This window comes from Yersinia sp. 2541 StPb PI, assembly GCF_052217145.1.
Classification (GTDB): domain Bacteria; phylum Pseudomonadota; class Gammaproteobacteria; order Enterobacterales; family Enterobacteriaceae; genus Yersinia; species Yersinia enterocolitica_E.
Window position 1 is genome coordinate 3,323,928 of the sequence record NZ_JAZGQB010000001.1, and the last position, 15,048, is coordinate 3,338,975.

Below are 15,048 nucleotides of genomic sequence, written 5' to 3' on the forward strand. Positions count from 1 at the left end.
TCCGTTTTTTTGTGCGCATCCTCTGATTAACACTGTGACTAACAAGAGGAAAAGTGATGCCCCGCTCTATTATCATTGATTGCGATCCCGGCCATGACGATGCTATTGCATTGATTCTGGCGTTGGCCTCCCCCGAACTCAACGTAGCAGCGGTTACCACTTGTGCCGGTAACCAAACTCCCGACAAAACTTTGCGTAATGCCCTGCGCATTCTGACACTGCTCAAGCGTCAGGATGTCCCGGTGGCAGGCGGCGCACTCAAACCATTACTGCGCGAATTGATTATTGCCGACAATGTTCACGGTGAAAGCGGGTTAGATGGCCCCTCATTACCGGATCCAGATTTTGCCCCGCAAACTGACAATGCGGTGGAGCTAATGGCGAGAATATTGCGTGCCAGCCCTCATCCGGTGACCCTTGTGGCTACAGGCCCATTGACTAACATTGCCTTGCTGCTGGCCGGTCATGGCGCTCTGACGGCCAAAATAGAGCGTATAGTCATCATGGGGGGGGCCGTGATGCTAGGAAACTGGACCGCCGCTGCTGAATTTAATATTTTTGTCGACCCTGAGGCCGCTGATCGGGTATTTAAATCAGGTATTCCGCTTACTATGGCCGGGTTGGATGTGACCCATCAGGCACAAGTAATGGATGAAGATATCGATCGCATTCGTCAGTTGAATAATCCGGTCGCCGACGTGGTAGCAGGCTTACTGGACTTCTTCATGCTGTATCACCGCCAGGAACGCTGGGGTTTTCAAGGTGCCCCGCTACATGACCCTTGCACCATTGCCTGGTTATTGGCCCCCGAGTTATTCACTAGCATTGAACGCTGGGTCGGCATCGAAACGCGTGGTGAATACACCCAAGGCATGACGGTGGTCGATTATTACCAGCTCACAGATAATGTGCCTAATGCAGAAGTGTTGATGGGTATCGACAGGAAAGGATTTATTGATTTGCTGGTTGAACGGGTTGCCCGCTACAGCGAATAATCGAATGACACTCCGCCACTGCGGAGTGTCTCTTTTTAGCCCAATTTAATGTTAGGGCTGGAATGGCCGGCGGTTAAATTGGTCATGCCCACACTTAGGGCAGAGCGGCAACACTTCAGGGGTATAGAAAGCCAGGCGATGGTGGCACTTTTCACACACCAGATTCCCTAATCCAACCACCTCACCACTGTGATACACCCCATGGTGGCTGACATCTTTAAACACTTCACGCCACTCTAGCTGTGTTTTATCAGTGATATCCGCCAGCTCCTGCCACAGGCTCTCTTTAATCACCCGCATAAATACACTATCAGTGAATTCGTCCTTACTCTCTTCATAACTACGGGCAAACTCCTCCAGATCGCGGCGCACCGCCTGAATGATTTGCTCAACCTCACTCCGGCTCAACTCTTCTACTGCGTCTAACCGCTGCTCGGCGCTTTCCACCAGCTTATCGATATCACGTTCACCATTTTTCAAGCGTTCTGTCAGTGATGCCACCAACTCACGATAATATTGAGCTACCTTGTTCATACTGTCTCCTCGATCCGCGATTGTGATACAGCAAAGGTTGTTACAAAGAAAATAGTGATAGAGCCAATCTCTCGCCTGCTTATGGTTGCCCCGCTGCTGCTGTCTGCTGGTACTTACTCTGATATTAAAGCTAACGTTTATTATTTTAGCCGTAAATGACTGAAGTCACGTCATCATAAGGTTGTTACTCCCCCACTTTGATGATTTCTGCCATTCACCGCGCAGAAAAACCGTTCTGCGGGATGCTGAGTGTTGTTGCGCCTGCCGCTTATCAGCTATGCTATGCGGATCTCTCTTTATGATATGAAACAGATGATGCTACAGGCGTAGCTGTTTTTCACTATAGGACCACTGGCCGCCATGCAAGAGCAATACCGCCCAGAAGATATCGAAACGCAAGTACAGCTTCACTGGCAAGAGAAGCAAACATTTAAAGTCACTGAAGATACCAGCAAAGAAAAATATTACTGCCTATCTATGCTGCCATACCCTTCAGGACGCCTACATATGGGGCACGTTCGTAACTACACCATTGGTGATGTTATCTCACGCTACCAACGTATGCTGGGCAAGAACGTCCTACAGCCGATTGGCTGGGATGCGTTTGGCCTGCCGGCAGAAGGTGCAGCAGTTAAAAATAACACCGCACCGGCCCCATGGACTTACGACAACATCGAATATATGAAGAACCAGTTGAAACTACTGGGCTTCGGTTACGACTGGGATCGCGAGATTGCCACCTGTAAACCTGACTATTACCGTTGGGAACAGTGGTTCTTCACCAAGTTGTATGAAAAAGGCATGGTCTACAAAAAGACCTCTGCGGTTAACTGGTGTCCACAAGATATGACCGTGTTAGCCAACGAACAGGTAATCGACGGCTGCTGTTGGCGTTGTGATACCAAGGTTGAACGCAAAGAGATCCCGCAGTGGTTTATTAAAATCACCGATTACGCTGATCAGTTGCTTAATGATCTCGACACGCTGGAAAGCTGGCCAGAGCAGGTGAAAACCATGCAACGCAACTGGATTGGCCGCTCCGAAGGGGTTGATATCGTTTTCGACGTGCAAGATAGCGAAGAAAAACTGTCAGTTTATACCACCCGCCCAGACACCTTTATGGGTGTGACCTATGTGGCGGTTGCTGCCGGTCACCCATTGTCACTGCAAGCGGCTGCCACCAACCCGGCGCTAGCTGATTTTGTGGCTGAATGTCGCAATACCAAAGTTGCCGAAGCTGAAATGGCAACGATGGAGAAAAAAGGCATGGCGACCGGCCTATACGCCATCCATCCACTGACAGGTGAGAAGCTGGCTATCTGGGCCGCTAACTTTGTCTTGATGGATTACGGTACCGGCGCGGTAATGGCGGTTCCAGGCCACGATGCCCGTGACTGGGAATTTGCCACCAAATACCACCTGCCAATCAAGCCAGTTATTTTAGCCGCTGACGGTAGCGAGCCTGATTTGAGTCAGGAAGCCATGACCGAAAAAGGCACCCTGTTCAACTCCGGCGAGTTCGACGGTCTGGATTATGAAGCGGGCTTTAATGCCATTGCTGACAAACTGGTGGCTCTCGGTGTTGGCCAGCGTAAAGTGAATTATCGCCTGCGCGATTGGGGTGTATCACGTCAGCGTTATTGGGGTGCGCCTATCCCAATGGTGACATTGGAAGATGGCACCGTCGTGCCAACACCAGAAGACCAACTGCCGGTTATCCTGCCAGAAGATGTTGTAATGGACGGTATTACCAGCCCGATCAAGGCTAATCCTGAGTGGGCGAAAACCACCGTTAACGGGATGCCGGGCCTGCGTGAAACTGATACTTTCGATACCTTTATGGAATCATCTTGGTATTACGCACGCTACACCTGCCCACAATTTGACGAGGGCATGCTGGACCCTGCCGCCGCCAACTACTGGCTGCCGGTTGATCAGTATGTAGGCGGTATTGAACACGCCATCATGCACCTGATGTACTTCCGTTTCTTCCACAAACTACTGCGTGATGCCGGTCTGGTGAACTCCGACGAACCAGCCAAACGTCTGTTGTGCCAAGGCATGGTATTGGCTGACGCCTTCTACTACACCGGTACCAGCGGTGAACGTATCTGGGTTTCACCGGCTGATGCTATTGTCGAGCGTGATGAGAAAGGGCGGATTGTTAAAGCGACCGACGCGCAAGGCCATGAACTGGTGTATGCCGGTATGAGCAAAATGTCGAAATCGAAAAACAACGGTATCGACCCGCAAGTTATGGTAGAAAAATACGGTGCCGATACTGTGCGCCTGTTTATGATGTTTGCATCGCCGGCAGAAATGACGTTGGAATGGCAGGAGTCTGGCGTTGAAGGGGCTAACCGCTTCTTAAAACGTGTCTGGCGTCTGGTGTTTGAAAGCACTGCCAAAGGTGCAACTGCGCCGCTGGATATTGCCAGCCTGACGGAAGAGCAAAAATCACTGCGTCGTGATCTGCACAAAACGATTGCCAAAGTCACTGATGACGTGGGCCGCCGTCAAACCTTCAACACCGCCATCGCTGCGGTGATGGAGTTGATGAACAAGCTGGGCCGTGCACCTCAGGAAACTGAGCAAGATCGTGCTCTGCTGCAAGAAGCATTACTGGCAGTGGTACGTATGCTTTATCCATTCACCCCGCACGTTTGCTTCAGTTTGTGGCAAGCTCTGGGTGGTGAAGGTGATATCGATACCGCACCATGGCCAATTGCTGATGAACAGGCGATGGTCGAAGACTCTAAATTAGTAGTCGTACAGGTTAATGGTAAAGTGCGTGGCAGAATTACTGTGCCTGCCGATGCCACTGAACAGCAAGTTCGCGAACGCGCTGGTCAAGAGCACCTGGTGGCTAAATACCTGGATGGGGTTACTGTGCGTAAAGTAATCTACGTCCCTGGCAAACTGCTTAACCTGGTTGTAGGTTAAGACAAGGAGGAGTTGTGCGACATCGTATTCTGACATTGTTGCTGGGGTTAGCGGTGCTGGTCACCGCTGGCTGTGGCTTTAATCTGCGAGGCACCACTCAGGTGCCACCTGAACTGCAAAAACTGTTGCTGGAAAGTAGTGACCCTTATGGCCCGTTAACCCGAGCTGTACGTCAACAGTTGCGTTTAAGCAATGTTACCATTGTTGATGACCCGATGCGTAAAGACTTACCCGCCTTGCGGATCCTTGGTTCATCAGAAAATCAGGATACCGTGTCAATCTTCCGCAACGGGGTAACGGCGGAGTATCAGTTAGTGTTGCATGTGCAGGCGCAGGTATTGATACCGGGCCATGATATTTACCCATTACGGGTTAATATCTTCCGCACATTCTTCGATAACCCGTTAACAGCGCTCGCCAAAGATGCTGAAGCTCAGGTTCTCCGTCAGGAAATGCGTGAACAAGCCGCTCAGCAGTTAGTACGTCAGCTTCTGACCGTACATGCTGCAGAAGTCAAAAATGCGCAAGAAAATGGTGACAAGCCGGTTGGCAATAATACAGCAACAGGCGCCGCCAAGATGGCAGAAACTAAAGAAATCAATATTGGCAAACCCGCAGTCAGTACCCCGGCCCAATGATCCGAGTCTATCCTGAACAACTTGTCGCGCAGCTCCATGAGGGGCTGCGCGCTTGCTATCTGTTATGCGGCAATGAGCCATTGCTGTTACAAGAAAGTCAGGACCACATTCGTCGGGTAGCAATAGAGCATGATTTCACCGAACATTTCAGTTTTGCGCTGGATACTCATACCGAGTGGGACAATATCTTTAGTCTTTGTCAGGCACTCAGTCTATTTGCCAGCCGCCAGACATTGACGCTGAGCTTCCCTGACAGTGGTTTAACGGCACCAATGAACGAACAATTGGTTAAGTTATCGGGCCTGTTACATTCAGATATTTTATTGATTTTGCGCGCAAATAAACTAACCAAAGCACAAGAAAACAGTGCCTGGTTTAAAGCACTCGGTAGCAATGGCGTATTTGTCAGTTGCCAAACGCCGGAGCAGGCACAACTGCCACGTTGGGTCAGTACACGGGCTAAAAGCCTGAATCTGGAGGTCGATGACCCCGCCATTCAACTGCTTTGTTACTGCTACGAAGGCAATCTGCTGGCGCTATCACAAGCTTTGGAACGGTTATCGTTGCTCTACCCTGACGGTAAACTGACGCTGCCTAAAGTTGAGCAAGCGGTCAACGATGCCGCGCATTTCACCCCTTACCACTGGCTCGATGCCCTAATAGCTGGGAAGAGCAAACGCGCCTGGCATATCCTGCAACAATTGCAGCAGGAAGAGAGTGAACCGGTTATTTTGCTGCGCACCTTACAGCGAGAACTGCTCTTGCTGCTAACGTTGAAGCGCCGCATGGATCAGGTGCCACTGCGTACGCTATTTGATCAGTTAAAAGTGTGGCAAAATCGCCGGCCCATGATGACGCAGGCTCTGCAACGCCTTTCGCTGCCACAATTGCAACAAGCCGTTCATTTGCTGGCACAGATAGAAGTTCGCTTGAAACAGGATTATGGTCAGTCAATCTGGCCTGAATTAGAAACGCTATCTATGCTGATGTGTGGCAAAATATTACCTGAGAGCTTTTTTGATGCCCAATAAATCCCCGACTCGCGCCCTACATGCCCTGTTCGGCGGTACCTTTGACCCCATTCATTACGGCCACTTGACGCCGGTTGAAGCATTGGCTCAACAAGTGGGTCTGCAACATATTATTTTATTACCCAATAATGTCCCACCTCACCGCCCACAACCCGAGGCCAATGCACAGCAACGGCTGAAAATGGTGGAACTGGCGGTAGCCGGTAACCCGCTGTTCAGCGTCGACTCGCGGGAGTTATTGCGCGATACCCCCTCATTCACCATTGATACCCTGGAATCACTGCGTAAAGAACGTGGTGCTGAACTGCCGTTAGCGTTTATCATTGGGCAGGATTCATTATTGTCGCTGCATAAATGGCATCGCTGGCAATCGATATTGGATGTGTGCCATTTGCTGGTTTGCGCCCGCCCTGGTTACTCACAAACGCTGGAAACACCTGAGTTACAACAATGGCTTGATGAGCGACGGGTCTTGGATCCGCAAGCATTAAACCTGCAACCACAAGGGTTAATCTATCTGGCTGATACACCTTTATTGAATATTTCAGCTACCGATATTCGTCATCGGCGTCATAATGGTGAGAGCTGCGATGACCTGCTGCCACGTGCTGTCCAGCGATATATTGAGTTACAAGGTTTATATCGCGGTTGAGGAACTGAGGGTTTATATCGCGACGCATTCACCCATGTTATACTCCGCCGCTAAATTTCAGGTATTCGCTGAAAAACCGTTACATTCTAACTGTTCATACCGGTAACTGTTCGTGGGAACTCCTGCAAACAATACGGAAGAACGTTAATACCCAAAGAACTTGACGTTGCAGGTAGCCAGCCAGCGCACGAATTCCGATAAGCTTATTTATGTAGGGTCAACTACAGGTAAGTGATTCGGGTGAGAAAGTGCAGCTAACACCCCAGCAACTTCAAGGACGAAGGGTATGGACAGAAATCACCCGAGGGGGAACCTTTGCAAGGTAAAGCGCTCCAAGAATTTGTTATCGACAAGCTCGATGACTTGAAAGGCCAGGACATTATCACTTTGGATGTTCAGGGTAAGTCCAGCATCACTGATTACATGATCATCTGTACCGGGACTTCTACCCGCCATGTTATGGCGCTGGCAGACAATCTGGTGCAGGAATCCCGTGTGGCAGGCATGATACCGCTGGGCGTAGAAGGCCAGGGTGTGTCTGACTGGGTTGTTGTGGATTTAGGCGAAATCATTGTGCATGTCATGCAAGAAGAAAGCCGCCGTCTGTATGAACTGGAAAAACTCTGGAGCTAAGCGGTGAAACTGCAACTGGTGGCTGTCGGCACCAAAATGCCAGACTGGGTGCAGACAGGTTTCATGGATTACCTGCGCCGCTTTCCCAAAGATATGCCCTTCGAGCTGGTAGAAATACCGGCCGGTAAGCGGGGCAAAAATGCGGATATTAAACGCATTTTGGAAAAAGAAGGCGAACTGATGCTGGCGGCGGTTGGCAAGAATAACCGCATTGTCACGCTGGATATCCCAGGCACTCCCTGGGAAACTCCACAATTGGCTCAGCAATTAGAACGCTGGAAGCAGGACGGCCGTGATGTCAGTCTGCTGATTGGCGGGCCGGAGGGATTAGCCCCAGCCTGTAAAGCTGCCGCAGAGCAGAGCTGGTCGCTCTCTGTGCTTACGCTACCCCATCCTTTAGTGCGTGTTTTAGTGGCTGAAAGCCTCTATCGCGCCTGGAGTATTACGACCAATCACCCTTATCATCGGGAATAAGCGGCGATGAACCTGAGTAAAGTGATGGCTTTGAGTAACGTGTTGGTTTTGGACAAGATGAAGTAGCTGCGGGATGAAAAAAGAACCTAACCCTTTTCGCGACTATTCAGCTGAATCAGCCTTGTTTGTCCGCCGCGCCCTTGTGGCTTTCCTCGGTATCCTGCTGCTAAGCGGAATATTGACTGTAAACTTGTACAATTTGCAGATAGTGCGTTTCGAAGACTATCGCACCCGTTCCAATGAAAACCGCATTAAGCTGGTCCCTATCGCTCCTAGCCGCGGTATGATATTTGATCGCAACGGCACCCCGTTGGCGATGAACCGGACCATTTATCAATTAGAATTGATGCCGGAAAAAATCGAAGACCTCCCCGCGACACTCAATGCACTACGCCCGATAGTGGATCTGACGGATGAGGATATCGCTAATTTTGAAAAAGAGCGTAAGCGCTCACGCCGCTTTACCTCCATTGCCGTTAAGACCCCCCTTACCGAGGTGCAGGTCGCCCGTTTCGCCGTTAACCAATTCCGCTTCCCCGGTATTGAAGTCAAAGGCTATCAACGCCGCTTCTATCCCTATGGTTCGGCCCTGACTCACGTTATCGGTTATGTATCGAAAATTAACGATAAAGATGTCGAACGGTTGGATAAAGAAGGCATTCTGGCTAACTATGCCGCAACCCACGATATCGGCAAACTGGGTATTGAGCGCTATTATGAATCCGTATTACACGGCAAAACCGGTTATGAAGAAGTTGAAGTCAATAACCGTGGCCGGGTGATCCGCCAGCTACATGAGCAGCCGCCGCAGGCCGGTAAAGATATTTACCTGACGCTTGATTTACATCTGCAAACCTATATTGAAAAACTGCTGAGTGGCAGCCGCGCCGCAGTGGTGGTCACGGACCCACGCACCGGCGCTATCTTAGCCTTGGTATCGAACCCAAGTTATGACCCGAACCTATTTGTCGATGGGATCTCCAGCAAAGATTATCAGGGGTTGTTGAACGATCCTGACCGCCCGCTGATTAACCGTGCTACCCAGGGTGTCTACCCCCCTGCGTCTACAGTAAAACCTTATATTGCCGTTTCCGCCCTGAGTGCCGGGGTTATCACCAAAAATACCAGCTTGTTTGACCCTGGCTGGTGGCAACTGCCTGGCTCAGAAAAACGCTTTCGCGACTGGAAAAAATGGGGTCATGGTCGGTTGAATGTCACCAAGGCGCTGGAAGAGTCGGCGGATACCTTCTTCTATCAGGTTTCCTATGACATGGGGATTGATCGTTTGTCCTCATGGATGAGTAAATTCGGCTACGGTGAATATACTGGTATCGATCTATCCGAAGAGCGCGCGGGCCTGATGCCGACCCGTGAGTGGAAACAAAAACGCCACAAAAAACCGTGGTACCAAGGGGATACCATTCCGGTGGGTATCGGCCAAGGGTATTGGACCGCCACCCCAATCCAGATGGCAAAAGCGTTAATGACGCTGATTAATGATGGCGCGGTTAAAACGCCACATCTGCTACAAAGCACCCGGATTAATGGAGAGTTAGTCCCCTATCAACAAGAAGATCGCACGCAAATTGGTGATATACATTCCGGTTATTGGGAAATTGCTAAAGATGGCATGTATGGTGTAGCCAACCGTCCGAACGGAACGGGGCGTAAGTTTTTTGAAGGTACACCTTATAAAGCAGCGGCAAAATCCGGTACCGCCCAAGTGTATAGCTATGAAACCTATAATGCCCATAAAGTGGCAGAACACTTACGCGACCATAAATTGATGGTTGCGTTTGCGCCCTACGAAAATCCAACGGTATCTGTCGCCATGATTTTAGAAAATGGGGGTGCCGGGCCTGCGGTGGGGACCATTACTCGCCAAATTCTCGACCACATTTTGTTGGGTGATAACAATACTGAATTACCGGATGCGGCCCCTCTGCCTCCAGGTGTTGAAGCAGATTAATTGAAGTGGACTAAGGTAACTCATGACTGATAATCAACAAAAAGGCTCTTTGTGGTACAAAATGCACATCGATCTGCCGTTTTTGATTTGCATCCTGGCGCTGTTGGCTTATAGCGCCTTTGTGATGTGGAGCGCCAGCGGGCAAGATATCGGCATGATGGAACGCAAAGTTGGCCAAATCGCGATGGGCCTGATTGTCATGCTGGTTATGGCGCAGATACCGCCGCGCGTCTATGAAAACTGGGCACCCTACCTCTATTTCGTGTGCGTAATTTTGTTGGTATTGGTTGATGCCTTTGGCCAAATAAGTAAAGGTGCACAGCGCTGGCTGGACTTGGGTTTTATCCGCTTTCAACCTTCTGAAATTGCTAAAATTGCGGTTCCGCTGATGGTGGCTCGCTTTATGAACCGTGACGTCTGTCCGCCCTCATTGAAAAACACCGGTATTGCGCTAATTTTAATCTTTATGCCCACCTTATTAGTAGCCGCTCAGCCCGATTTGGGTACCTCTATCCTGATTGCGGCCTCTGGCCTGTTCGTACTGTTTCTCTCCGGTATGAGTTGGCGTTTAATCGCTATTGCCGCCGTATTGGTCGCTGCATTTATCCCGATATTGTGGTTCTTCCTGATGCACGGCTATCAGCGCGACCGCGTGATGATGCTGCTGGACCCGGAAAGTGATCCGCTCGGCGCCGGTTATCATATTATCCAATCAAAAATCGCCATCGGCTCAGGTGGCTTATCAGGGAAAGGCTGGCTACACGGGACTCAGTCACAACTGGAGTTTTTACCGGAACGCCATACTGATTTTATCTTTGCCGTACTGGCAGAGGAGCTAGGTTTAATTGGCGTGCTGGTACTATTAGCGCTTTATCTCTGTCTCATTATGCGTGGTTTGGTGATTGCCGCCCACGCACAAACCACCTTCGGCCGAGTGATGGTAGGAGGATTAATGCTGATACTATTTGTATATGTGTTTGTTAACATAGGTATGGTCAGTGGAATTTTACCTGTGGTTGGCGTACCTTTGCCTTTGGTCAGCTATGGAGGCTCGGCACTGATAGTTCTGATGGCCGGGTTTGGTATCGTGATGTCGATACATACTCATCGCAAAATGTTATCGAAGAATTTATAGAGGTGAGCAATGCGTAAGGAATGGCTTTGGATAGGCATCGCAGGCGTGCTGTTATCAGCATGTACCAGTCAGCCTCCGGCACCCCAGCAACAGGTGCAACAGACGTACAACGGCCCGGTTGAAGAGATTGGCGGGGCAGAACCGCGCTATGAACCCTTTAATCCTAATTTTAATCAGGATTATAAAGCCAATGGCCAGTCTTACAGCATTATTAAAGATCCACAAAACTTCACTCAGGTGGGTCTTGCCGCTTGGTATGGCGAAGAAGCTAACGGCAATACAACCGCCACTGGCGAAACGTTCGATCCTAATGCATTGACCGCCGCCCACCCTACTTTGCCCATTCCAAGTTATGTGCGCGTCACCAATGTCAGTAATGGCCGCCAGATTGTGGTGCGCGTGAATGACCGTGGCCCGTATACCCCTGGGCGAGTAATTGATTTATCCAAAGCGGCCGCTGATCGCCTGAATATTTCGAATAATACCAAAGTGAAAATTGATTTTATCAATGTCGCACCTGATGGCTCGCTGTCAGGCCCAGGTATGGTCGGTACCACCATTGCCAAGCAAAGTTATGCCTTACCAAGCCGCCCGGACTTGACCTCCAGCGGGATGGGGACGCCAGTGCAACAGGATGCGCCCGTAGTAAGTGCGCCAGTGCGCCCTATCGCTAACAGTAATTTGTCTGGTGCGGATGCCACTCAACCGGTCGCGCCACAAAGTAGCGGCTTCCTGAGGGCATCGACCCCGGTACCGGCTGGCGTGTTGGAAAGCTCAGAACCTGCCGTGGATTCTGTATCCACTCTGGGTGCAGGGCCGGTGACACCACCGGTTGTTGCCAACCCCGGTCCCGTGACCTCATCAGTAGCAACAACAGGTGCTGCGACCTCTGGTGGTTATGTGGTTCAGGTCGGTGCGTTGAGTGATGCTCAACGGGCGCAAACTTGGCAGCAAAGCCTGAGCCAACGTTTTGGGGTACCGGGTAAAGTAGACACCAATGGTAGCGTGCATCGTGTCCAACTTGGGCCATTCAGTAGCCGCCAACAAGCCGTAGAACTGCAACAGCGCCTATCGAGCGAAGCTCAGCAGCAATCCTTTGTGGTCGCGGCGCCTTAAAACATACATACCTTGTAGCAATTTAAGGTCTGTCAGATAAAAATAACCGTAACCCCTTGTGCAAACAGGATGTTACGGTGAAACCAATAAACGCCACACAGGTGTATAGCCAAATTTATTGGCGTTGCAGCAAGGCCGCAAATGAATGCATCCCGATGAGCATGTGATTCGGATGAGTAAGTGCCGCTAACGCCGCTACAACGTTAAGTAAGTGAGGGTATGGTATAGTGTGGCACTTTCTTAACTTACTCCCACGGATGTTGTTGTCCTGATCATGAAATATGTAACTACTTCTCGCATTATCAAGAGCCTGGCGCTCAGCACTGTTATTGTTATGAGCACAGCGTCTGCTGCAAACGCTGATGACGTCAATCTGAAAACCATGATCCCCGGCGTGCCACAGATCGACTCAGAAGCGTATGTGCTGATTGATTACAACTCCGGCAAAGTATTGGCAGAAATGAATGCTGATGCGCGTCGTAATCCGGCCAGCTTGACCAAAATGATGACCAGTTATGTTATCGGCCAAGCAATCAAAGCAGGCAAAATCGGGCCAGAAGATATGGTTACCGTGGGGAAAGATGCCTGGGCAACCGGCAATCCAGAATTCAAAGGCTCTTCGTTGATGTTTTTGAAACCCGGTGACCGTGTACCGGTTTCTAAACTGACTCGGGGTATCAATCTGCAATCCGGTAATGACGCCTGTGTCGCGATGGCTGATTATGTTGCTGGCAGCCAGGACTCATTCGTCAACCTGATGAACAACTACGTTAAAGCACTGGGCCTGCAAAATACCCAGTTCAAAACAGTTCACGGTTTAGATGCTGAAGGCCAGTACAGCTCTGCGCGCGATATGGCGCTGATTGGTCAAGCACTGATTCGCGATGTACCGGATGAGTATGCCATTTACAAAGAGAAAGAATTCACCTTCAACAATATCCGTCAGATGAACCGTAACGGTTTACTGTGGGATACCAGTTTGAATGTTGATGGTATTAAAACCGGTCATACCGATGCTGCTGGCTACAATCTGGTGGCCTCCGCTACCGATGGTCAAATGCGTTTGATCTCAGCCGTGCTGGGCGGTCACACCTATAAAGGCCGTGAAACCGAGAGTAAAAAATTACTGACCTGGGGCTTCCGTTTCTTTGAAACTGTCGCACCATTGAAAGTGGGTAAAGAGTTTGCGTCAGAGCCAGTCTGGTTCGGCGACAGTGACCGAGTGCAGTTGGGTGTTGATAAAGACGTCTACCTGACTATTCCACGTGGCCGTATGAAAGACCTGAAAGCCAGCTATGTACTGAATACCCCAGAGATTCATGCGCCACTGGCGAAGAATCAGGTTGTTGGCATGATTAACTTCCAGTTAGATGGCAAAACTATCGATCAGCGCCCATTAGTGGTGATGAATGAAGTTAAAGAAGGCGGATTCTTTAGTCGCATGGTGGACTACATCAAACTGATGTTCCACCGCTGGTTCGGTTAGTTGGCGGGCTTGAAAATCAGCAGACTATCCCCATATTATAAATAATCTGAAACTCCCGCCCCGGCGGGAGTTATAATTTTAAGGTCGGATAATTCTTTCTTTATCCTAGCACCTATCCGGCAGTAATCTGTCCGTCAACACCCCAGGAGCGCACATGAAAACTAAACTGAACGAACTGCTTGAGTTCCCTTGTTCTTTTACCTACAAGGTAATGGGCATTGCAGAACCACAGTTGGTAAACCAGGTGGTAGAAGTGGTACAGCGCCATGCTCCGGGTGATTATACCCCGCAGGTAAAACCGAGCAGCAAAGGCAACTTTCACTCCGTCTCCATCACCATTACAGCCACCCATATTGATCAAGTGGAAATCCTGTATAAAGAGCTGGCCGACCTTGAACTGGTGCGAATGGTACTGTAGTTAAGACCATATAGTTAGGACCATCGAGTTAAGTCCATATTGCCTACGAGCAAGATACCTAATTTGTACCAAGCCCGCCTTATTATGGCCCGGAGCGGTTATTCACGCTCTGGGCCTTATTTTGCCTTTTAACCCCATGGTTGAACCGCAAACCTGCTTTTTTAAATGTCAAAATAGTAGCCCCACATCGCTGGGCTGGTATACTGACGCCACCATTTCTGTAACCAGATGATGCCTCGCTTGCAACAACACAAGATCATTTTACGTCAGCTAGGGCTACAACCCTATGCCCCCGTATCTCAAGCTATGCATAATTTCACTGAGTTCCGTACTGACGCCACTCCAGATGAAATCTGGCTGGTTGAGCATCAGCACGTTTTCACTCAAGGTCAGGCGGGAAAAGCCGAACATGTGCTGATGCCTGGTGATATTCCGGTTATCCAAAGCGACAGAGGCGGTCAGGTCACCTATCATGGCCCCGGCCAGCAAGTCATGTATGTCATGATTGACCTCAAGCGTGCCAAAATTGGCGTGCGGCAATTGGTTACCGCGATTGAGAATACCGTGATTCAGACATTGGCTCATTTTGCTATTGACTCACAAGCCCGCCCAGATGCCCCCGGTGTCTATGTCGGCCAGCAGAAAATATGCTCGTTGGGATTACGCATCCGTAGAGGTTGCTCGTTTCACGGGCTGGCCTTGAATATCGATATGGACCTGGAGCCGTTCCAACGCATAAACCCATGCGGTTATGCTGGCATGCAAATGACCCAAGTCAGTGCCTTAAAAACAGGGACAACTGTTGCTGATATCCAGCCAATCTTGGTGCGCGAATTTACCCGCCAATTGGGCTATCCGCAAGCGGAGCAGCAACCATGGTCACTGGCAGACTATTTATCATCTGACGTATCCTAAGTTAGCCAATTGAAATCGTGAATGCCCTGACTCTTTTAAGATAGCCCACGTAATTGGGGGCTGAATAGGATAGGGTAATGATGATATAATTTTTAAACAATTTTCAAAA

General features: G+C 49.9%; 14 protein-coding genes. 13 read left to right on the top strand and 1 reads right to left on the bottom strand.

The window, feature by feature from the left end:
• Positions 1 to 56 precede the first annotated feature (56 nt).
• Positions 57 to 995, top strand: a complete 939-nt coding sequence (gene rihA, locus V1953_RS15030; protein WP_442851085.1) for a pyrimidine-specific ribonucleoside hydrolase RihA — start codon at positions 57 to 59, stop codon at positions 993 to 995.
• Between the two features lie 51 nt (positions 996 to 1,046).
• On the opposite strand, the gene V1953_RS15035 is transcribed toward rihA, so the two are convergent.
• Positions 1,047 to 1,529, bottom strand: coding sequence for a zinc ribbon-containing protein (locus V1953_RS15035; RefSeq protein WP_083159663.1), 483 nt, complete (start codon positions 1,527 to 1,529; stop codon positions 1,047 to 1,049).
• 360 nt (positions 1,530 to 1,889) lie between these two features.
• On the opposite strand from V1953_RS15035, the gene leuS reads away from it, so the two are divergent.
• The 12 genes from leuS (at position 1,890) to lipB (ending at position 14,939) form a co-directional block, all read left to right on the top strand.
• Entirely contained in the window at positions 1,890 to 4,472 is a 2,583-nt protein-coding gene (leuS, locus tag V1953_RS15040) for a leucine--tRNA ligase (protein WP_083159665.1), read from the top strand.
• 14 nt (positions 4,473 to 4,486) lie between these two features.
• A complete protein-coding gene (gene lptE, locus V1953_RS15045) occupies positions 4,487 to 5,110 on the top strand; it encodes an LPS assembly lipoprotein LptE (protein WP_083159667.1) in 624 nt (207 codons plus the stop codon).
• Positions 5,107 to 6,141, top strand: a complete 1,035-nt coding sequence (holA, locus tag V1953_RS15050; RefSeq protein WP_372568855.1) for a DNA polymerase III subunit delta — start codon at positions 5,107 to 5,109, stop codon at positions 6,139 to 6,141. Before lptE ends, holA begins: the two co-directional genes overlap by 4 nt.
• Entirely contained in the window at positions 6,131 to 6,793 is a 663-nt protein-coding gene (gene nadD / locus V1953_RS15055; protein WP_083159671.1) for a nicotinate-nucleotide adenylyltransferase, read from the top strand. The genes holA and nadD overlap by 11 nt, the downstream gene beginning before the upstream one ends.
• Before the next feature lie 315 nt (positions 6,794 to 7,108).
• Positions 7,109 to 7,426, top strand: coding sequence for a ribosome silencing factor (gene rsfS, locus V1953_RS15060; protein WP_083159674.1), 318 nt, complete (start codon positions 7,109 to 7,111; stop codon positions 7,424 to 7,426).
• A 3-nt stretch (positions 7,427 to 7,429) separates the two neighbouring features.
• Positions 7,430 to 7,900 carry a 23S rRNA (pseudouridine(1915)-N(3))-methyltransferase RlmH gene (rlmH, locus tag V1953_RS15065; RefSeq protein ID WP_083159676.1) on the top strand — a complete coding sequence of 157 codons (471 nt, stop codon included), beginning with the start codon at positions 7,430 to 7,432 and terminating at the stop codon, positions 7,898 to 7,900.
• Between the two features lie 73 nt (positions 7,901 to 7,973).
• Positions 7,974 to 9,869 (top strand): peptidoglycan DD-transpeptidase MrdA, encoded by a 1,896-nt coding sequence (mrdA, locus tag V1953_RS15070; RefSeq protein ID WP_083159678.1) that lies wholly within the window; start codon positions 7,974 to 7,976, stop codon positions 9,867 to 9,869.
• Positions 9,870 to 9,891: 22 nt separating this feature from the next.
• Positions 9,892 to 11,004 carry a peptidoglycan glycosyltransferase MrdB gene (gene mrdB / locus V1953_RS15075; RefSeq protein WP_005182719.1) on the top strand — a complete coding sequence of 371 codons (1,113 nt, stop codon included), beginning with the start codon at positions 9,892 to 9,894 and terminating at the stop codon, positions 11,002 to 11,004.
• Between the two features lie 9 nt (positions 11,005 to 11,013).
• Positions 11,014 to 12,120 (top strand): endolytic peptidoglycan transglycosylase RlpA, encoded by a 1,107-nt coding sequence (rlpA, locus tag V1953_RS15080; RefSeq protein WP_442851086.1) that lies wholly within the window; start codon positions 11,014 to 11,016, stop codon positions 12,118 to 12,120.
• Positions 12,121 to 12,394: 274 nt separating this feature from the next.
• Positions 12,395 to 13,606 (top strand): D-alanyl-D-alanine carboxypeptidase DacA, encoded by a 1,212-nt coding sequence (gene dacA, locus V1953_RS15085; RefSeq protein WP_083159682.1) that lies wholly within the window; start codon positions 12,395 to 12,397, stop codon positions 13,604 to 13,606.
• 154 nt (positions 13,607 to 13,760) lie between these two features.
• A complete protein-coding gene (gene ybeD, locus V1953_RS15090; protein ID WP_032905731.1) occupies positions 13,761 to 14,024 on the top strand; it encodes a DUF493 family protein YbeD in 264 nt (87 codons plus the stop codon).
• A gap of 228 nt (positions 14,025 to 14,252) precedes the next feature.
• A complete protein-coding gene (gene lipB, locus V1953_RS15095; protein WP_083159684.1) occupies positions 14,253 to 14,939 on the top strand; it encodes a lipoyl(octanoyl) transferase LipB in 687 nt (228 codons plus the stop codon).
• The last annotated feature ends 109 nt before the right edge of the window (positions 14,940 to 15,048 follow it).

Excerpts from the sequence above, each read along its gene's own strand:
- leuS (WP_083159665.1), top strand. The coding sequence starts at position 1,890 with ATGCAAGAGCAATACCGCCCAGAAGATATCGAAACGCAAGTACAGCTT.
- rihA (WP_442851085.1), top strand. The coding sequence starts at position 57 with ATGCCCCGCTCTATTATCATTGATTGCGATCCCGGCCATGACGATGCT.
- mrdB (WP_005182719.1), top strand. The coding sequence starts at position 9,892 with ATGACTGATAATCAACAAAAAGGCTCTTTGTGGTACAAAATGCACATC.
- lipB (WP_083159684.1), top strand. The coding sequence starts at position 14,253 with ATGATGCCTCGCTTGCAACAACACAAGATCATTTTACGTCAGCTAGGG.
- mrdA (WP_083159678.1), top strand. The coding sequence starts at position 7,974 with ATGAAAAAAGAACCTAACCCTTTTCGCGACTATTCAGCTGAATCAGCC.
- V1953_RS15035 (WP_083159663.1), bottom strand. The coding sequence starts at position 1,529 with ATGAACAAGGTAGCTCAATATTATCGTGAGTTGGTGGCATCACTGACA.
- dacA (WP_083159682.1), top strand. The coding sequence starts at position 12,395 with ATGAAATATGTAACTACTTCTCGCATTATCAAGAGCCTGGCGCTCAGC.
- nadD (WP_083159671.1), top strand. The coding sequence starts at position 6,131 with ATGCCCAATAAATCCCCGACTCGCGCCCTACATGCCCTGTTCGGCGGT.
- rlpA (WP_442851086.1), top strand. The coding sequence starts at position 11,014 with ATGCGTAAGGAATGGCTTTGGATAGGCATCGCAGGCGTGCTGTTATCA.
- ybeD (WP_032905731.1), top strand. The coding sequence starts at position 13,761 with ATGAAAACTAAACTGAACGAACTGCTTGAGTTCCCTTGTTCTTTTACC.
- holA (WP_372568855.1), top strand. The coding sequence starts at position 5,107 with ATGATCCGAGTCTATCCTGAACAACTTGTCGCGCAGCTCCATGAGGGG.